The sequence below is a fragment of the Bacillus sp. BB51/4 genome (genome assembly GCF_008368845.1).
Lineage (GTDB): Bacteria > Bacillota > Bacilli > Bacillales > Bacillaceae_G > Bacillus_A > Bacillus_A wiedmannii.
The window spans coordinates 218,160-237,764 of the sequence record NZ_QOSC01000005.1 but is presented as its reverse complement, the minus strand read 5'-3'; the positions used below and the strand labels follow the sequence as shown (position 1 = coordinate 237,764).

The window sequence follows — 19,605 nt, the reverse complement described above, 5'->3', positions numbered from 1 at the left end:
AAATGTATGATATGTATACAATAAAAGAAGGGGAACCAAAAAAGCAATTCCCCTTTCTTACTTAAGTATATCAAATTATTGAAGATTAAAAACTACCTGTATTCACGTTTTCTGGACGATCGACAGGTTTTATTAACTTTCCGCCCTTTTCATCTATAAGATTCGCTTTACCATTTACTTCAATAGAAACACTTTTCACGCCTTTCTTTTCTGTTAAAGATAAAACTAACGACTTCAATACGTAATTTGAAACCATATTTTTATCTGGGTTTATAAATATATTTTCATTAAAGTTTAATGTAAGATTTCCATCTTGTAACTTCGGATTCGTAATCAACTTAACTCCTGGATTAAAATCATTCAGAAGCGATTGATGAATCGGTCCTTTTACAAGTTCATCTATAATTGCTGCATAATCATTTTCTTTTCCTTCTACAACGCGGCGTGTTACTGGTACGTAGTATTGCTGCTTATTATTATTTTGTGCCATAAAATAAAGTGTAACAGGTTTTGTATTTGTTACATCCGCTACTTGTTCATCATCGAAGTTGATACCATTAGCACGGCTCACCCCTTCACCAAGTGGTGTACCACCAACAGGCATCTTCGCCAATTTCTCACCATTTATTTGGAACTGCACTTGTTTTATTTCTTTAAATTGCGTCAACGTCCAGGCTATTGACTCAACCATCTGACGCTCTTCCTCTTTTGCATAGTTTTTCATTTCTTTAGAGAAATCAATGACTGCCGTCCCATCTTTTTTCAAATCTAGTGTCATCGATGTATTCGCTGGAATGACTGCACGGAACCCATTCGGTAATAGATTCGTTACCGGTCCATCTTTCACAAGGTACTCTAACGTTTGCTGAATGACCTCATTTGCTTTCGGAGTAGGTATAGCTAACGTTTGCGGTACAACATAGCCATTTTTATCAACAAGGTATAGTTCTCTATTTACCGTTTGTCCTTGCTTATCTTTCTTAGCTACTTCTTTCTTTCCACCCTCTGTATACGTAACTTGTTTTGGCGGATCAATTTGTTCCGTTGCTTTCTCCTGATTTATAAAGCCACACCCTGTTAGTAAAACAGCGCTCACAGTAGCACCAACAACCCATTTAAAAGTGGATTTAGGCATGCCATTCCCCCCTAAAATCTAAGTTTGTACTATTATGTATACGAGCTGTTTCACTTTTTAGAACAAGCTGTGCTTCCTATAAACAAAAAAACTCCTGATTTCTCAGGAGCTCACTTATATGGATTCTACTATTATTCTTTTTCTAAATGAATATGTTTCACATTTTCAATCGGTTGACCGAACCATTTTGATGCAATTTCTTTAAATAGGCCTATTTTTCCTGTCGTTAAGAAGAGATGATCACTTTGTTCCTCTCCCTCATTCAACATTTTACTATGGTATAAAATTGTACTTACTTCGCGCGCTGTTTCATCACCTGAACTAATTAGTTGTACTTTATCTCCCATTACTTTTTTAATAACAGGACCTAAAATTGGATAATGTGTACAACCTAAAATAAGTGTATCAATATCAGTATTTTTCAGCGGTTGCAACGTTTCTCGTACAACTTCATACGCCATTTCACTTTCGAAATTTCCACTCTCTACAAGCTCAACGAAAGGCGGACACGCTAAACTTTCTACCATAACACGGTTATTAATAGACTTTAGCGCTTCTTCGTATGCACCACTTTTCACCGTTCCAATCGTTCCAATAATCCCAACATGATACGTGTTTGTCACTTTTAAAGCTGTACGTGATCCTGGGTGAATAACCCCTACCACTGGAATTGGTAATTGTTTCTGCATCTCTTCTAATACAACCGCAGTTGCTGTATTACACGCAATAACTAACATTTTGATATTTAAATCTAGTAAATGCTCCGTCATTTCCCACGTAAATTGACGCACTTCTTCTCGAGAACGTGGACCATAAGGGCAACGTGCCGTATCCCCTAAATATATAATACGCTCTTTCGGCAACTGACGAATTAATTCCTTCGCTACTGTTAAACCGCCAACTCCTGAATCGATAACACCGATTGCTCTATTCAACTTCATCACCCGTTTTCTCATTCATCATCTTTTTTTATCATTATATTTTACACACTTTAAGTTCGCTAACTTAAACTGCTTCTGTATGAAAATTTTCATTTGTACCTATATAGACTAGGACCTTTTTTATTTTGCTCCTTTTTTTCATAATTTGCAAGACAGAAAAATAACCGACCTTCTATATGAAAGTCGGTTTCTTCTATATAAAATGCGTATTTACCACGTTATTTGCCGGGGAGTAAGACCCCCACCTCAAAATTCAGCGAAAGCAAAGAAGTTAGGTGGGGATCGGGCTGCCCGTAAAAGCCCGATTGGTTTAACTAATAATTAGTGGGGGATGCCCCCACTAATTAAAGTTTCACTTTATTGCTCCATCTTTTTTTGGAAAGACGACATTCCTATTAATAAGAAGAAATGAGCAGAGATTAAAATGACGATTAAAATAAAATTCAAACGATAACTATTTGTAGATTCCATAATTTTGCTCGCTACCTTTATGAGTAGCGAGCACTTTTTCTATAATTTATTGACAGCTCTTCTTATAGCTTTCCCTATTTCCATACTAGACTGCGGATTTTGCCCTGTAATTAAACGCCCATCTACTACGACATGCGGCGTGAAATTTGGAGCAACATAAAACAAAGCTCCTTCTTCTTTCAATTTACTTTCTAATAAAAACGGCACTCGTTTTTCTAAAAGCACAGCTTTTTCCTCATCATTCGTATAACCTGTTATACGCTTACCGGCAACAAAAAACGAGCCATCTTTATTTTTTACACCGACTAAAGAACTTACTCCGTGACAAACAGCCGCTACAATTCTGTTATTGTTGTACATATTCTCAATCAAATTTGCAACATATGGATTACCTGGAAAATCTACAATCGCTCCGTGCCCACCACCAAATAAAACTGCATCATAATCTGAAAAACGAACATTTGAGATTGGCTTCGTATTTTGCAATAAAGAAGCGACATACTTAAATTCACGAGGTATGCCATTTGGAATAGACACTCTATCAATAGGTACTTTACCGCCCTTTATCGACACAATATCAACATCGAACTTAGCCTTTTTAAACACATTATAAGGAGCTGCGAGCTCTTCCAACCACAAACCAGTCGGGTGTCCATTCATATTATGAGCGCTTGTTGAAACTAACAATATCCTTTTCAACATATCCCCTCCTTACTACCTATTTATGTATAAAATGTTCTTATCATTCATATAGCAAGCGGAAAAAACGATAACAACAAGCTGAACTTTTGTATAAAAGTCAACTTGTTGTTATCGTTTGAATTCTTTCGTACGAAGATTTTCACAACCTTATAACTTTTATCTCCAACGCCACGCAATCGTTTTATCCTCCATATGAATAGCAGGTATATCAATCCCTAAATACTGCTGATTATCCTCATCAAAAACAGACCAATTTCCTTCATATAAAAATTCAGGATCCATGCTTTCAAAATCAAATCCACTATCTTCGTCTACCATCTCACGAAAATATTTTTGGAACGGTTTACTATTTTCAGATAGACGAATTGTTCCATACATCCATGGCATGTCTCCAAAAACATCTTTAATTTCACCTATCTCCATATCCTTAAAATACAACTTCATATTTGCACCTTCTTATTCATAAATGACAAAGATACCTACCCTGAATGCCTCATCATGTTATAAAGTAGTTATTTTTAACGTTTCTTTCTTAAACATATCTTCCTTCTCAAAGTCTGAGATACCTTTTTAAGTTCAAAATATAAACAGAAAAATAGCCGACTCTTCATATAAAAGTCGGCTTTCTTTTTATAGTTCGAGCTCTCCCATGCGAAGAAGCTCAACAACTGCTTGTGAACGTCCTTTAACTCCTAGCTTTTGCATTGCGTTTGAGATGTGGTTGCGTACTGTTTTTTCACTGATAAAAAGTTCACCTGCAATTTCCTTCGTTGTTTTATCTTGAACCAGTAATTCAAATACTTCTCTCTCTCTCTTTGTGAGTAACGGTTTAGATTGATACGCTTTTTCCTTCAACTGGTATAAACCTCCTTGCTTAAGCCAGAGCCGTGTATGTGTAAGTTGGGTGTTTATTTAGTCAAGATATTGTATGAACGAAATGTGCGGGTGGTGAATGAAAATAGGCTTTATTTCACATGTTATTTTAGACTTTTATACAGTGCAGACACTCTTTGTATCCACTCACTTTTCATTACGCCATATTTGTTCTAGTAATATGCTGACAACTGTACCTACGAACAAACCATTTCCGAATATATATTGCATAACAGACGGCAGTGATTGGAGTGCTCCAGACGGTAAAAACATAACACCGCTTCCAAATAATACAGAAACTCCTAAAACCGTTACATTCCTTTCGCTCATTGGCACTTGTTTTATATTATGAAACCCAATTCCAATTAACTGTACGAACGAAGCCATTAAAACCGCAGATGCGACAGCGGGTGGTAACGATGCTAAGTAACGAATAATATTTGGAAACAACGACATTACGACTAGTAACAAACATGCTAGTAAGAACGATCGTATATATTTTTGTTTCGTTAAACGTATAAATCCTGCCGTTGCTGGTAACGGCACGACACCTACAGTTGAAAATACAGAAGAAATGATATGCGAAATCCCTCCAACCCACGTACCACCCTTCAACTGTTTTTGTTCAATAGTCCCCTTTTGAATGGTAGCTTGATTAATTGCTATAATAGCTGCCACTGTATTTGAAACTAAAATACATACCATAACGAAACTGGATACAGCCATACCTGTATTCCACTTTGGAAGTCCCCAAGCAAATACATGTGGAAGTTGCACAAAATGAGTTACTTGAGATGGAATCGTCATTTTTCCTGCAATGAGAAAAAGAATCCACCCACTAATTAATCCTATTAAAACCGCATAACTTTTGACAAAACCTTTTCCGAAGTTAGATAGTATAATAACGAAAAGAAATATGCTAAACGCAATTATCGCTGTAAATCCATCGATTTGAGAAACAGTAGCAGTAATTCCTAGCATTCCTTTTAGAAATACACCGCTTAATTGTAAACATAATAAAAGTAAAAACGTCCCTGTCACAAGCGGCGTGAATAAAAATAAAATACGTCCGATAAAACCAGTGACTCCTAATCCTATTAAAATAACACCGGAAATTATCATTCCTAATTCTAAAATTTGCAACGTACTATGTAATTGATCTTGCCCGGCCGTTGCATAAGCAAGTACGGTAAATACTCCAACCCACGATCCAGCTGGTCCATCCGCAATTGGCAGTCTATGTCCAAGCCACCCTTGTAAAAAAGAAGATATACCAACTACAAAAAACGTACGCTGCATTAAATAAAATATTTCTTCCGTCGTAAGATGAAATAATCCGCCAACGACAATTGGTAGTGCAATTGAATTCGCTAATAAAAATATAAACCATTGCAAAGTTCCCATAATATGATTTTGGTTATGTTGATTGTCCAAATTTTTCATCCTTTCTAGCTTCCCTATAAGAAATATATTGCAAGCATAACAAAGAAGGGTTCTACACTCACAATTAGAACCCTCCTCAAAACATTCACACGATTCTTTTACACAAGATTATTTAATTCCACCTCATTTAAACTTCCAACAACAATATTCCCTTTATGCACGACTAAACGTTTCTCTGTTTGACGCGCTACCGCTTCAGCAGTACATGTTGCATTCGTCAAAACAAAACTCGCTTCATCTCCTACATTCGGCCATGCTCGCTTCCCTTCATTGTTTAACGTTTCTTTTCCACCCGTAATAAAGTGAAGGGCTTTTCCTAAAGACCTTTCGTCACTCCACCCAAAACGTTCCGCTAATCGATTTGCCTTTTGCAGCATATCACCTGTGCCAAACGGTGACCAATGATCAGTAATACTATCATTTCCTAATGAAACTTTCACACCTTTTTTATCTAATAACGGAATTGGGATTACTTGTTTCCCAATTGGCACCGTTGAAGTAATATCAATATTTAAAGCAGCTAGTCTTTCCGCCACTTCTTCAACTTCTTTATCCGTAACACCACCAAGTCCAAGTGCATGACTAATTGTTACGCGACCTTGCCATCCCGCTTCTTCTGTTAAACTTGCCAATCGCTTCATCGTAAACGTCCCAAGATTATTCGCATCATGCAGATGAATATCAACATCTGCATTAAATTCTACTGCGATATCCATAATGGTATGTAATGATTTTTCAATATCATTATCCACTGTAGCTGGATCCACTCCACCGACTAGATGCGCACCCATACGCATCGCATCTTTCACAAGTTGCACAGAATTGCTGCGCAATAATCCGTGTTGCGGAAAAGCAACAATTCTACCAGAAACCTGATTTTTATATGTTTCCAACGCCGCTAACGTCGCCTCCAAATTACCAAGTCCAATAATCGGATCAACATTACAATGCGTTCTAATATTCGTTGCACCATTTCGAAGCAATAACGCTAACATATTTTCCGCCCTATCTTGAGCAGTTGCTAATTGCTTCGGCAGAATTTTTTCTTCTTCATGAAAACGCGTAAAAATATTCTCTGCTGGCATACAAGCTTTCCAAGGACCACTATAATACGTCTTATCAATATGAATATGCATCTCTTCAAAAGCTGGCAAAATTAATAAACGCTTAGCATCAAGAATTAATACTCCTTCCTCTTGAACAGCCCCTGCTATCATTTTTTTAATTCGTCCATCTTCAATGAGTAAACTACATAACTCTGTTTCTGTTTGGGAAATTCTCCCCTCTTCATATGTATACCCTGATTCAAGCATTACGTTAGTCAGCCAATATACTGTCATCTCTATTTCCCCCACCCTTTATTAAAAGTTACCTCTTACTATAATTTTAATATCAACTGAAAATTAAGACAATTAATACGACTGTTCTCTAAAAAAAATGTCATACAACCTCATAGTCTTCTCATAAATTTCCATATAGAATAGAAGTATATAGCTTGGTATAAAGTGAAACTTTGATCAGTGGGGGGTTTGTTCATCCCCCCACTGATCATTAGTTAAACCAATCGGGCTTTTACGGGCAGTTAATCCCCACCTAACTTCTTTGCTTTCGCTGAATTTTTAGGTGGAGGTCTTACTGCCCGTTAAAGCGGGATAAAAAGGAGTGGATTGGAAGATGTCAAAAAGATTATGTAAATCCGAAACTGATAAAATGCTATTTGGTATATGCGGTGGTTTAGGGGAATATTTTGATATTAGCTCTACTCTCATTCGCATACTTTGGGTCATTGCTATTTTATGTTTTGGGACGGGGTTTTTAGTTTATTTTATTTGTTTATTACTTATGCCACGCTCTTACTAATAACATTCTTTCATCTATTTGAGCATAGCGTATAAAAAATCCCCTATAGATTTTTCTATAGGGGATTTTTTCATGAAGAATATTTCATCGTTAAATGTAATACTGCTACTTCATCTTCTTCATTTCTATAACTATGTTTTTTATTCGCTTCAAATTGAATAGAGTCAAACTCATTTAATTCGTATACATCGCTTTCTACTTGAATCGATACTTTCCCTTTCATTACTGTTACAAGCTCAATAGCACCTTCATGATGAGCTTCTGGTTCATATATACTATTCGATCTTAAACAAGCACGATGCATTTCCATCCCCGTTTCTTTCGTATAGCGGAACATCGTTTCTAAATGCCATGCTTGTCCTACATCTACTGCAAATCCTTCTCCGCAGCGCGCCACAGCTACAGGTTCTCCAACAACCATCAATCGCGATAAAGGAATCGATAACCCTTTCGTTATTTTCCAAATGACAGCTAACGTCGGATTCGTTTCGCCTCTTTCAATCTTTCCTAATGTTAATTTACTAACCCCAGTTTTTTGGGCTAATTCTTCTAAACTTAATTTTTGTTCATTTCGAATTTGTCTTAACAGCTGACCTACTTGCTGAATGACTTCTTTCGTTTGCATATCTTCATGTTCTTTCATCTATAAAACCACCTTAAAGTATAAAATAGTTTACTTTTATTATTTTAAAGTATATTATACTATACGTAATCATCAAATTCCGAAAGGAGTGCTATGCTTCATGCGCGCAATTTTATTAGGCCTTTTATCATCAGCCTTTTTTTCCGCAACCTTTATTATTAATCGAGCGATGAATGTATCTGGAACGAGCTGGGCCTGGACAGCTTCCTTCCGTTTTTTATTTGCTCTCCCTATTTTATTCCTTATCGTTTTATTTCGCAAAAACTTAAAGGGTTTATGGGAAGAATTAAAGAAACATCCATTAGCGTGGATCGGATGGGGGTCCGTTGCTGGTATTGGTTTCTATTCTTTATTAAGTTTCGCAGCTGTCTTTTCTCCAGCTTGGCTCGTTGCTGGAACTTGGCAAGTTACTATATTAGCAGGGCTACTTTTATCACCGTTATTCTTCGTTAAAATAGAAACGAAATTAGGCACAAAACTTGTACGCGGAAAAATTCCACTTCGTAGTTTATATGTCGCATTATTTATTTTACTTGGTGTAATTTGTATGCAAGCGACTGCAGCAGGTCATATTACAATGACTCAGTTCATTTCAGGTTTTTTACCTGTCGTAGTAGCAGCCTTCTTATATCCATTCGGCAACCGAAAAATGATGGAGCTTGTTGGCGGACGTCTTGATACGTTCCAACGTGTATTAGGAATGGCAATAGGAAGTCTACCTATAACAATTTTACTTGGTATATATGGATTTTCTACTACCGGTATTCCAACATCCAGCCAAATGTTGCAAGGATTTTTGTTAGCCTTATGTTCTGGCGTGATTGCGACGATGACATTTTTCTTTGCTACTGACTTAGCCAAAGATAACCTCTCTCTACTTGGAGCTGTTGAAGCAACGCAAGCTGGAACGATGGTCTTTACCGTGCTTGGCGAAATTGTTTTCTTGAATGGTTCATTTCCTGGTGGTCTTTCCCTACTTGGAATGATTATTATTATGTTAGGAATGGTTGCAAATAGCGTTTTAAACCGTTCTGCCCCAGTCATTAAGCAGAAAAAAACTGCATAAAAAAGAGTATAGTTCTCTAACAAAGAACTATACTCTTTTTTTATTGTCCCCCTATTTCGCCTTATCAGAATAGTATTTCATTAGCTGTTTATACTAAAACCTATGTTATAATACGTTTCATGCGCAATATTAGGAGGTAAATTATGTTAAAAAAAGCAATCGCTGAATTTATTGGTACATTTGTACTTGTATTATTCGGAACTGGAGTAGCTGTCATTGGCGGCGGAATTGAAGGAATTGGAACATTAGGAATCGCTATGGCTTTCGGTCTATCTATTGTGGCTATGGCATATAGCATCGGAACAATTTCTGGATGTCACATTAACCCAGCAGTATCAGTAGCTATGTTCATCAACAAAAGAATGAACGCTATGGAACTTTGTTATTATGTATTAGCTCAAATTTTAGGTGGTTTATTAGGAACTGCAACGTTAGTAACGATTTTACGCTCTGCTAAAACACCTTTAGATAATTTAGGTCAAAATGGTTTTGGAACTCTTGGTTTATCTGGAGCATTTCTAGTTGAATTTATTTTAACTTTCGTATTCATTTTAGTTATCGTTGCTGTAACAGGTAAAAAAGGAAGTTCTTCTCTAGCAGGATTAGTAATTGGTTTCACATTAGTTTTAGTTCACTTATTAGGAATTCCGTTAACTGGAACTTCTGTTAACCCAGCTCGTAGTATCGCACCAGCTCTATTCGCTGGCGGAGAAGCACTTTCTCAACTATGGGTATTCATCGTAGCACCAATTCTTGGTGGTATCGTAGCAGCTATTGTTGGTAAATTCATTTTAAATACTGAAAAATAGAATTTTCAATATTTCTGAATAAAAAAAGGCGAGCCCTCATTATGAGGTTGCTCGCTTTTTTACTCTTTCATTTTAGACTTTAAGTTTGTAACTAATTGATCTACCGTTACATTTGCAAGTACGTTTTCCATCGCTTCTTGCGCTTGCATTAAAATAATTTCTAATACTGATTGAATATTAGCTCCTACTGGACATTCAATGTTGGGATTTTCATGGAAGGAAAATAGTTGGCCTTCTTCTACAACTTCCACTGCTTTATATACATCAAGTAATGTAATTTCTTCTAAATCACGAGCAAGTGTCGTACCACCTTTACCAGCTTGTACATCAACAAGTCCTGCTCTCTTCAACATTCCTGTAATGCGACGAATCACAACTGGATTTGTATTCACACTACCAGCAATCCATTCAGAGGTACAGCGAGAGTTTCGATCTATCGCAAGTAACGTTAACATATGAACACCTACTGTAAAACGACTACTAATCCCCATCTGCACACCCTCCTTTGTATTCATTCTATTAAAAGACGACTCTTATTATTATATACTATTTTTAATTTATACATAAAGAAAAAGCATGATTCCAATAGGAAATCATACTTTTCTCTCATTATTGACGCTTTATAAACTTCGCTAAATCTTTAAATTTCACTTTGTCTGAGTAATTCATTACGCCATTTACGTAAATGCGACTTGTAACAGCACTTAAAATACCGATTGTCGCTAAAAGCCCCGCCAATGTTATCATAATTTCTAACATACCAGTTTCACCAGCTACAAAGCGTGAGAATGTAACCATCGGGGTAAAGAACGGAACATAAGAGCTTATAACAACGATAGTACTATTTGGGTCACCTAACGATTTAAGACTTATAAAGAATGCTGCAATTATTAAAATTGAAATCGGTAGCATTACACCTTGCAAATCCTCCGTCTTAGAAACAACCGCACCAGCAGCTGCATACATCATCGCATACAGGAAATATCCTGTAACAAAATAAATTAGGAACATACCGATTATTTTTGCATCTAACTTTGTAACATCAATTACGCCAAATAAGGAACCATTTTCTAAATCTACCCACCCTAGTAAATAAGGAACTAAATAACCACATGCCAATATGACAAGTTGTAATAACGCCGTTGAAACAACCGCTAAAATTTTTGCATACATCATCGTAAGAGGTTTTACTTTCGGAATCATAACTTCCATAACGCGAGAAGCTTTTTCAGAAGCAATATTCATCGCAATTGTGCTTCCGAACGCAACAATAAACATATATAAAGCGAATATGAAGAAATATGCAATTCCGGCAGAGGCAGAACGATCTTTTATTGCTTCTTGTTTCACAGAAATTTCGGTTTGCAATTGTTGTGCAATTTCTGGTGAAACATTATGTTTAGCAACTGTTACCGCCATATATTTTCCCTTTAAATAACTAGCTATAATTGTAGAATTTGTTTCACTAGCGAACCCATTAAACATATACGTGACTTCTGGAACTCCATTCTTTTCAGTTACACGAAACAAACCGTCTAACTCGCCTTCTTCTACTTGTTTATGCAGTTTATTGAAATCTTCTTTTGAACCAATTGTTAATTTAGCTGATGGTAATAACTTAGTTAACTCTTCTTTTTGTATTTTATATGTAGAACTCTCTGTCACAACTGCAATTTTATCTTTATCCTTATTTTTATCATTACTTGAAGTAAAATGATTGAACGCAAAAATCCCAAAAACAATTAAAAATAAAATCGCGCTCATGATTAATGATTTTTTAGATAAAAATGCTTCCCTGAAATAAAATGAAAATACGTGAGAAAATTTACGCATCGTTATTTCGCCCTCTCTACAAAGATTTCGTTTAACGTCGGCTCTAACATTTTAAATTGTCGTAAGGTAACACCTTGTTCTTGCAATTTTTGTAAAATCTTTAGAGCTTCTGCATCATCTTGTACTTGCATATAAAGAAGGCCTTGTTGTTTTTCATACGATACATGTATAGCTTCTAATCCCTTCACATTCTCTTCTGTATCTTCAATCGTTAAATTACGGAAACCGTATTCTTTTTTAATATCACTTAACTGGCCTTTTACGACTGCTTCGCCTTTTTTCAAAATACATACATGTTGGCAAAAAGCCTCTACTTGTTCCATACGATGACTAGATAAAATAATGGTCTTTCCGCTCTGTACTTGTTCTTCAATAATGCTAGCTAACATCCCAGCATTAACTGGATCTAGTCCGCTAAATGGTTCATCTAAAATGAGAAGTTCAGGATTATGAAGAAGGGCAGCAATTAATTGGATTTTTTGCTGGTTCCCTTTTGAAAGCTCTCCTGCCGTTTTAAATTTATATTCCGGTATCGCTAATCGCTCTAACCAGTGATCAATAGCCAGATCTACTTCTTTTTTCGACATTCCTTCTAATCTACCAAAATATCGCAACTGGTCTATTACTCTACTTTTTGTATATAAACCTCTTTCTTCTGGTAAATACCCAATCGTTACCCCACTAGTCCCAAATGATTTTCCATCCCATGTAATAGAGCCTTCATTAGGCGTTAATAATCCGAGAAGCATTTTGATTGTCGTTGTTTTCCCTGCACCATTTCGTCCAAGTAATCCTAGCACTTCACCTTTTGGTAACGAAATTTGCAAGCCATTAACTGCTTTTGATTCCCCAAATTGCTTCGTTAAGTTTTGAATTTGTAAACTCAAAGTATAAAGCCTCCCCTTTAATATCATTCATATTCTCTTTCAAAGACTATGTTTATTCAGGATAAAATATAGCACTACACTTCATCCTCTTAGTATGTAACATCTCCTTAATCCATCATTTGTTCTATTTAGTTAAAATTGTAAATAACATCATGTTATTTGTCAATTATAATTGTCATTTCGACAATTATAATTGACAAAATGATTTCCAACATTTTTCTCATCTTTCTAATATAGGACATACTACTATATATACAAAAGACAATATGCAAATGTTCATAAAAAAATTTTTATATTTTAATATATAATATAAGATGATTTTCTAACATCAAGGAGGATACATATGAAGATGAAGAGGGGTATTACCACTTTATTATCTGTAGCGGTTCTATCTACATCGCTTGTAGCATGTTCAGGAACACCAGAGAAAACAGTGGCAAAAGAAGAAAAAGTAAAATTAACAGAACAGCAATTAATGGCTGATTTATGGTATCAAACAGCCGGTGAAACGAAAGCACTTTACTACCAAGGATACAATATCGGTCAATTGAAGCTTGATGCAGCTCTTGCAAAAGGGACAGAGAAAAAGCCTGCTATCGTACTTGATTTAGATGAAACGGTTTTAGACAACAGTCCTCATCAAGCAATGAGCGTAAAAACAGGAAAAGGCTATCCGTATAAATGGGATGACTGGATTAATAAGGCTGAAGCTGAAGCCCTTCCAGGCGCAATTGATTTCTTAAAATATACAGAATCTAAAGGTGTAGATATTTACTACATCTCAAATCGTAAAACGGACCAACTAGATGCAACAATTAAAAATCTTGAGCGTGTAGGTGCTCCTCAAGCAACGAAAGAACATATATTACTACAAGATCCGAAAGAAAAAGGAAAAGAAAAACGACGTGAACTCGTTTCACAAACACATGATATCGTCTTATTCTTCGGTGATAACTTATCTGATTTCACTGGTTTTGATGGAAAGTCTGTAAAAGACCGCAATCAAGCAGTATCAGATTCGAAAGCACAATTTGGTGAGAAATTTATTATTTTCCCGAATCCAATGTATGGTGATTGGGAAGGCGCTTTATATGATTATGATTTCAAAAAATCAGATGCAGAAAAAGATAAAATCCGTCGCGACAACTTAAAATCATTTGATGCAAAATAAAGAGGATGGCATTCGCCATCCTCTTTATTTTCCCTTCTCTGTTAAAGGCAAGATAAACACTTCCACACGCCTATTCTTTGCCTTTCCTTCTTGTGTATCGTTTGGAGCAATTGAACGGTATTCTCCGTAACCAATCGCACTAAATTTTTCTGGTTGTAATTCTTTATTTTGGAGTAATACTTGCATAAAATTAACTGCACGCTGCGTACTTAATTCCCAGTTCGATGCAAACTGCGCATTGGCAATAGGGACATTATCCGTATGACCAGATACTGTAATCTCACGAGGTGACGCTGAAACAAGTAAGCTAGACATCTCTTTTGCAATCCCTAGTGATTCTAACTTCACATCTGCTTTCCCCGAATCAAACAGCACATTCTCTAATATTGTCACCATTAATCCCTTTTCAGTTAATTTAGTTTGAAAAGAAGAGGATAATTGTTTCTCATTAATATATTGATCAATCTTTTTTTGTAATGCTTTCAATTCATCCATTTCTTTTTTTTCTTTTTCTCTAGCTTCTTCTTGTTTTTTTGCTTGTTCTGCCTCAAGGCTACTTGCTGATAATTCCTTTTCATCATTTGGCTTCTGATCACTTAAAAACTCTTTATTTCCTGTTCCACCTGCTAATTCGCTTCGAAATGCTACTGCCATCTGTTTGAACTTCGCAGCATCTATACTACTCATCGCAAATAAAACGATGAACAATGCAAATAACAACGTTAACATATCAGAATAAGGGATTAACCAAGTTTCATCGATATGTTCTTCGTGTTTTTTCTTTTTGCCTCTTCTATTTTTTTTACTCCGCATTTTTTTCTGCTCCTTTTTCTAGCTTTTTACGCTCAGTTGCAGAAAGTGCACCTAAAATGCGGTTCTTCATAATAAACGGATATGTACCCTCTTGTAACATTAATAAACAATCAATAATTAAACGTTTTTTCTCTAATTCAGCTGCAGATTTTTGCTTTAGTTTATTTGCAAATGGATGCCATAATACATAGCCTGAAAAAATACCAAAAATCGTTGCAATAAAAGCACCCGAAATAGCGTGACCTAACTTTTCAATATCAGTTAAATTGCCAAGTGCAGCTACAAGACCAATAACAGCACCTAAAACCCCTAATGTCGGTGCATATGTACCCGCTTGAGAAAAAATTGCCGCTCCTTTTGCATGCCTTTCTTCAATCGCTTCTAATTCAGCTTCTAAAATTTGCTCTAAATCTTCTGCGGATACGCCATCAATCACAAATTTCATACCACGCAAAAGAAATTCATCTTGAATTTTGTCTAATTGTTGCTCTAAAGACAAAATACCGTATTTTCTACTTTCTGATGTCCAATGAACAAATAATTCTAGCAACTGTTCATAACTTAAATCCTTTTTATTTGAACCAAAAAGAACTTTAAATAATTTTGGAACCCTTTTTAGTTGATTCATCGGAAATGCGATACATACTGCAGCAAATGTACCGATAAAAATAATTAATGCTGCGGCAGGATTCAATAAGGAATTTACGTCAGCGCCCTTGACGACCATCCCTACTACCACTGCTACAAATCCTAAAATAAGTCCAATAATTGTTGCAAAATCCATTCCCATTCACTCCTAGTCTATACAAGAAGTTCTTTATTCTCGATAATCGCTACATCTTCTTATGTATATATATTACATAAAAAATTCATTTCATGAAAGATAAGAAATGAATTAAATAAAAAAATACTACAATTTCACACATTTTCTGACATTTTCTTTGCATTTCTATTACGTTACGACTCTTATATTTCTTTTTCAACAAACTAGACTTATAATAAAAACAATACATATTTTATTAAGAAAGGACTGTGATTACAAGGCATCATGAAAAAGATAATCATTATTTCTGCCACTACTATTGTAATCGGTATCACTTCTTTCGCTTACTTTGGTTCTAAATCACCACTACAAAATGGGGCAAAAGCTGTCGAAAGTCAACAGCATAGTAATCACCAAAAAGAAGAGATTCCTGCTTTTCCGAAAGCTGATCATAATGCAAAGAAGCTAGACAATGATTTTTCCGTTGTAACAAATCCAGAGTCTAATCTTGTCTTAGTGAATAAACATCGAAAACTACCAGACGGATACATACCTGAAGATTTAACAAGACCAAACGTACCATTTACTAGTCCAAAAGATAAAGAAAAAACGCTACTGCGCAAAGATGCTGCAGATGCGCTTGAAAATATGTTTGTAGCGGCAAAGAAAGAAGGACTTGAACTTACAGCTGTATCTGGTTATCGTTCATACAAACGCCAAAAATCATTACATGATACATACGTTAGACGTCAAGGAAAAGCTGAAGCTGATTCAGTAAGTGCCATTCCTGGTACGAGTGAACATCAAACTGGTTTAGCAATGGATATTAGTTCAAAATCTGCTAAATTCCAATTAGAGCCTATTTTTGGAGAGACAGCCGAAGGAAAATGGGTTGCAAAACACGCCCATGAATTTGGCTTTGTCATTCGTTATTTAGAAGATAAAACAGAAACAACAGAATATTCATATGAACCGTGGCATTTGCGCTACGTTGGAAACCCGTATGCTACATACATATATAAACATCATTTAACATTAGAAGAAGCGATGGAAGACAAAAAATAAGAGAGCAAATTGCTCTCTTATTTTTCTTTCATTCTATCATTGTAGTAATTTTTTCTTCCATTCTTCAGGCCACGGTTCGCCTCTTCCCGTTTTTTTCGATGCTTGAACCATCATTCCACGACCAACTAAACAAACTTCTCCTGCCGTATTCTTCACCATGTAATGCAAATCTAAAGAAGAATTCCCAACCGATCCCGCTTTTACATACACCTTCAACTGTTCATCAAAATATATTTGCTTAATAAAATTACATTGTAAATCTGCAACAACGATCATCGTTTCTGAAGATTCATGCGTCCATTCTTGCATAAACCCAAGTTCTTTAAACAATGCGATACGTGCTTCTTCAAAATAGGTAAAGGCAACGACATTATTTACATGCCCAAACATATCTACTTCACCAAAACGAACTTTTACAGGATTGTAAAATGAAAAACCACTTTCCCATCGCTCAAAGTCTTCAATATAAGAAATCCTCTTCATTGTTTCCTCTCCTTTTCGCCTTCAAAATAAACAGAATAAACAGAAAAATAAAGTTATAAATATTGCCTCTTCAACATGAAGAGGCAATATTTATTAATAGTTATTGTCGCTACCAAAGAAATCTTTAAACGATTGAATTGTTGTATCACGGTTTAATGCCGCAATTGAAGTTGTTAATGGAATACCCTTTGGACATGATTGCACACAGTTTTGAGAGTTACCACAGTTTGCAAGTCCTCCATCTCCCATAATTGCACGTAAGCGATCTGCTTTATGCATTTCACCCGTCGGATGTGAGTTGAATAAACGAGCTTGTGATAACGGTGCTGGTCCAATAAAGTCAGATTTACTATTTACGTTTGGACATGATTCTAAGCAAACACCACATGTCATACATTTTGAAAGCTCATAAGCCCATTGACGTTTCTTCTCAGGCATTCTTGGTCCTGGTCCTAAGTCATACGTACCATCAATTGGAATCCAAGCTTTAACGCGTTTTAGAGCGTTAAACATGCGACTACGGTCAACTTGTAAGTCACGTACAACTGGGAATGTCTTCATTGGTTTTAAGCGAATTGGTTGTTCTAACTGATCAATAAGAGCTGTACATGATTGACGTGGTTTTCCGTTAATCACCATCGAACATGCGCCACATACTTCCTCTAAACAGTTCATATCCCATGCAATCGGAGTCGTTTGGTTTCCTTTTGAATCAACAGGATTACGACGAATTTCCATCAGTGCCGAAATAATGTTCATATTTGGACGATATGGAATTTCAAACTCTTGGTCAAACTCTTGTGCATCTGGTCCATCTTGTCTCGTAATGATGAGGCGGATTGTTTTCTCAGACATGTTGCTTATCCCCCTTCTCTTCACCCTTAGCAGCTACATCATGTTTTGAAGAATAGTCACGTTTACGTGGTTTAATTAATGAAACATCCACTTCTTCGTAATGGAATGCTGGTGCATTTCCTTCTCCTTCAAATTTCGCCATCGTAGTTTTTAAGAAGTTTGCATCATCACGATTTGGGAATTCAGGTTTGTAATGCGCCCCGCGGCTCTCATTACGGTTATATGCGCCAATTGTAATAACACGTGCTAACTCAAACATATTTGCAAGTTGGCGTGTAAATGAAGCACCTTGGTTACTCCATCTCGCTGTATCGTTAATGTTAATGCGTTTGTAACGCGCCATTAACTCTTCAATTTTCGCATCAGTTTCTAGTAGCTTTTTATTTTCACGAACTACTGTAACGTTATCTGTCATCCATTCTCCAAGCTCTTTATGAAGAACATATGCATTTTCGTTACCATCAAGCGTTAAAATATTGTTAAATTTCTCTGTTTCGATTAATTCATTTTGCTCATATACAGTAGATGAAACAGCATCAGACGATTTAGAAAGACCTTTCATATACTCAATCGCGTTCGGTCCTGCTACCATACCACCGTAAATTGCTGATAATAGTGAGTTCGCACCAAGGCGGTTTCCACCGTGCATAGAATAATCACACTCACCTGCTGCAAATAAACCTGGAATACTTGTCATCTGCTTATAATCAACCCATAGTCCGCCCATTGAATAGTGAACTGCTGGGAAGATTTTCATTGGTAGTTTACGAGGATCATCACCTGTAAACTTCTCATAGATTTCAATAATTCCACCAAGTTTAATATCTAGTTCTTTCGGATCTTTATGAGAAAGATCTAAGTACACCATGTTTTCACCGTTAATACCTAGTTTTTGCTCTACGCAAACGTCAAAGATTTCACGCGTTGCAATATCACGAGGTACAAGGTTTCCGTAAGCCGGATATTTTTCTTCTAGGAAGTACCATGGTTTACCATCTTTATATGTCCAAACACGGCCACCTTCACCACGTGCCGATTCACTCATAAGACGTAATTTATCGTCTCCAGGAATTGCCGTTGGATGAATTTGAATGAACTCGCCGTTTGCATAATATGCGCCTTGTTGATATACAGCAGAAGCTGCTGTACCTGTATTAATAATAGAGTTAGTTGATTTTCCAAAGATGATACCAGGGCCCCCTGTTGCCATAATCACGGCATCAGCTTGGAAACTTTTAATCTCCATTGTTTGTAAGTCTTGTGCAACGATTCCTCGGCACACACCTTCGTCATCAACAACAGCTCGTAAGAAATCCCAACCTTCATATTTCGTTACAAGTCCTGCTACTTCGTGACGACGTACTTGCTCATCTAATGCGTATAGTAATTGCTGTCCAGTTGTTGCACCAGCAAATGCTGTACGGTGATGTTGTGTTCCACCAAAACGACGAAAATCAAGAAGTCCTTCTTCCGTACGGTTGAACATAACACCCATACGATCCATTAAATGAATAATACCAGGTGCTGCTTCACACATTGCTTTAACTGGTGGTTGGTTCGCTAAGAAGTCCCCACCATAAATTGTATCGTCAAAGTGGATCCATGGAGAATCCCCTTCACCTTTCGTATTTACGGCACCGTTAATTCCACCTTGGGCACATACAGAATGCGAACGTTTTACTGGTACTAAAGAAAACAGTTCAACATTTACTCCTGCTTCCGCCGCTTTAATCGTTGCCATTAAGCCAGCCAAGCCACCGCCGACTACTATAAGTTTCCCTTTCATGCTCTC

21 protein-coding genes are annotated in these 19,605 nt (G+C 36.4%); 5 read left to right on the top strand and 16 right to left on the bottom strand.

What is annotated here, in order from left to right:
- Nucleotides 1-85: 85 nt before the first annotated feature.
- The 7 genes from gerM to DN392_RS03490 all read right to left on the bottom strand — a co-directional run bounded on the left by gerM (nucleotide 86) and on the right by DN392_RS03490 (nucleotide 6,905).
- Nucleotides 86-1,135, bottom strand: coding sequence for a spore germination protein GerM (gene gerM / locus DN392_RS03525; RefSeq protein ID WP_001126754.1), 1,050 nt, complete (start codon nucleotides 1,133-1,135; stop codon nucleotides 86-88).
- A gap of 131 nt (nucleotides 1,136-1,266) precedes the next feature.
- A complete protein-coding gene (racE, locus tag DN392_RS03520; RefSeq protein ID WP_000774000.1) occupies nucleotides 1,267-2,076 on the bottom strand; it encodes a glutamate racemase in 810 nt (269 codons plus the stop codon).
- A 510-nt stretch (nucleotides 2,077-2,586) separates the two neighbouring features.
- Nucleotides 2,587-3,249 (bottom strand): type 1 glutamine amidotransferase domain-containing protein, encoded by a 663-nt coding sequence (locus DN392_RS03510; RefSeq protein WP_002107622.1) that lies wholly within the window; start codon nucleotides 3,247-3,249, stop codon nucleotides 2,587-2,589.
- Between the two features lie 156 nt (nucleotides 3,250-3,405).
- Nucleotides 3,406-3,693: a hypothetical protein gene (locus DN392_RS03505; RefSeq protein ID WP_000780757.1), complete on the bottom strand. Its 288-nt coding sequence runs from the start codon at nucleotides 3,691-3,693 to the stop codon at nucleotides 3,406-3,408.
- A gap of 186 nt (nucleotides 3,694-3,879) precedes the next feature.
- Nucleotides 3,880-4,104 (bottom strand): spore germination transcription factor GerE, encoded by a 225-nt coding sequence (gerE, locus tag DN392_RS03500; protein ID WP_000659484.1) that lies wholly within the window; start codon nucleotides 4,102-4,104, stop codon nucleotides 3,880-3,882.
- Between the two features lie 165 nt (nucleotides 4,105-4,269).
- Nucleotides 4,270-5,565, bottom strand: coding sequence for a purine/pyrimidine permease (locus tag DN392_RS03495; RefSeq protein WP_000792694.1), 1,296 nt, complete (start codon nucleotides 5,563-5,565; stop codon nucleotides 4,270-4,272).
- 98 nt (nucleotides 5,566-5,663) lie between these two features.
- Nucleotides 5,664-6,905 (bottom strand): amidohydrolase family protein, encoded by a 1,242-nt coding sequence (locus tag DN392_RS03490; RefSeq protein ID WP_000219571.1) that lies wholly within the window; start codon nucleotides 6,903-6,905, stop codon nucleotides 5,664-5,666.
- A gap of 334 nt (nucleotides 6,906-7,239) precedes the next feature.
- Here DN392_RS03490 and DN392_RS03485 point away from each other — a divergent pair, with 334 nt between their 5' ends.
- Nucleotides 7,240-7,425, top strand: a complete 186-nt coding sequence (locus tag DN392_RS03485) for a PspC domain-containing protein (RefSeq protein ID WP_000044335.1) — start codon at nucleotides 7,240-7,242, stop codon at nucleotides 7,423-7,425.
- Between the two features lie 70 nt (nucleotides 7,426-7,495).
- Here DN392_RS03485 and DN392_RS03480 read toward each other — a convergent pair whose 3' ends face one another.
- Nucleotides 7,496-8,068 carry a helix-turn-helix domain-containing protein gene (locus DN392_RS03480; RefSeq protein WP_000658052.1) on the bottom strand — a complete coding sequence of 191 codons (573 nt, stop codon included), beginning with the start codon at nucleotides 8,066-8,068 and terminating at the stop codon, nucleotides 7,496-7,498.
- A 100-nt stretch (nucleotides 8,069-8,168) separates the two neighbouring features.
- Between DN392_RS03480 and DN392_RS03475 the strand changes: the two genes are divergently transcribed.
- Nucleotides 8,169-9,134, top strand: a complete 966-nt coding sequence (locus DN392_RS03475) for a DMT family transporter (RefSeq protein ID WP_001201646.1) — start codon at nucleotides 8,169-8,171, stop codon at nucleotides 9,132-9,134.
- Between the two features lie 143 nt (nucleotides 9,135-9,277).
- On the top strand, nucleotides 9,278-9,943 hold the full coding sequence (locus DN392_RS03470; protein WP_000913204.1) for an MIP/aquaporin family protein: 666 nt from the start codon (nucleotides 9,278-9,280) through the stop codon (nucleotides 9,941-9,943).
- Between the two features lie 59 nt (nucleotides 9,944-10,002).
- Here the strand turns inward: DN392_RS03470 and DN392_RS03465 are convergent, their stop codons facing one another.
- The 3 genes from DN392_RS03465 to DN392_RS03455 form a co-directional block, all read right to left on the bottom strand.
- A complete protein-coding gene (locus DN392_RS03465) occupies nucleotides 10,003-10,434 on the bottom strand; it encodes an Rrf2 family transcriptional regulator (RefSeq protein WP_000512998.1) in 432 nt (143 codons plus the stop codon).
- Between the two features lie 118 nt (nucleotides 10,435-10,552).
- Nucleotides 10,553-11,776, bottom strand: coding sequence for an ABC transporter permease (locus tag DN392_RS03460; RefSeq protein ID WP_001224961.1), 1,224 nt, complete (start codon nucleotides 11,774-11,776; stop codon nucleotides 10,553-10,555).
- A 2-nt stretch (nucleotides 11,777-11,778) separates the two neighbouring features.
- A complete protein-coding gene (locus tag DN392_RS03455; protein WP_048565755.1) occupies nucleotides 11,779-12,663 on the bottom strand; it encodes an ABC transporter ATP-binding protein in 885 nt (294 codons plus the stop codon).
- 343 nt (nucleotides 12,664-13,006) lie between these two features.
- On the opposite strand from DN392_RS03455, the gene DN392_RS03450 reads away from it, so the two are divergent.
- Nucleotides 13,007-13,834: a 5'-nucleotidase, lipoprotein e(P4) family gene (locus DN392_RS03450; RefSeq protein WP_061672424.1), complete on the top strand. Its 828-nt coding sequence runs from the start codon at nucleotides 13,007-13,009 to the stop codon at nucleotides 13,832-13,834.
- Between the two features lie 24 nt (nucleotides 13,835-13,858).
- Here DN392_RS03450 and motB read toward each other — a convergent pair whose 3' ends face one another.
- Nucleotides 13,859-14,647 (bottom strand): flagellar motor protein MotB, encoded by a 789-nt coding sequence (gene motB, locus DN392_RS03445; protein ID WP_001256743.1) that lies wholly within the window; start codon nucleotides 14,645-14,647, stop codon nucleotides 13,859-13,861.
- A complete protein-coding gene (gene motA / locus DN392_RS03440; protein WP_000344855.1) occupies nucleotides 14,637-15,431 on the bottom strand; it encodes a flagellar motor stator protein MotA in 795 nt (264 codons plus the stop codon). The genes motB and motA overlap by 11 nt, the downstream gene beginning before the upstream one ends.
- Before the next feature lie 264 nt (nucleotides 15,432-15,695).
- On the opposite strand from motA, the gene DN392_RS03435 reads away from it, so the two are divergent.
- The gene (locus DN392_RS03435) at nucleotides 15,696-16,475 is read left to right on the top strand and encodes a M15 family metallopeptidase (protein ID WP_000720198.1); all 780 of its coding nucleotides are present in this window, start codon (nucleotides 15,696-15,698) and stop codon (nucleotides 16,473-16,475) included.
- Nucleotides 16,476-16,511: 36 nt separating this feature from the next.
- On the opposite strand, the gene DN392_RS03430 is transcribed toward DN392_RS03435, so the two are convergent.
- From DN392_RS03430 to sdhA, 3 genes are all read right to left on the bottom strand, one after another.
- Complete coding sequence (locus DN392_RS03430) at nucleotides 16,512-16,958, bottom strand: acyl-CoA thioesterase (RefSeq protein ID WP_000822751.1); 447 nt, start codon at nucleotides 16,956-16,958, stop codon at nucleotides 16,512-16,514.
- Between the two features lie 93 nt (nucleotides 16,959-17,051).
- The gene (gene sdhB / locus DN392_RS03425; RefSeq protein ID WP_001291830.1) at nucleotides 17,052-17,813 is read right to left on the bottom strand and encodes a succinate dehydrogenase iron-sulfur subunit; all 762 of its coding nucleotides are present in this window, start codon (nucleotides 17,811-17,813) and stop codon (nucleotides 17,052-17,054) included.
- Entirely contained in the window at nucleotides 17,806-19,599 is a 1,794-nt protein-coding gene (sdhA, locus tag DN392_RS03420; RefSeq protein WP_000676749.1) for a succinate dehydrogenase flavoprotein subunit, read from the bottom strand. Before sdhA ends, sdhB begins: the two co-directional genes overlap by 8 nt.
- Nucleotides 19,600-19,605: the final 6 nt, after the last annotated feature.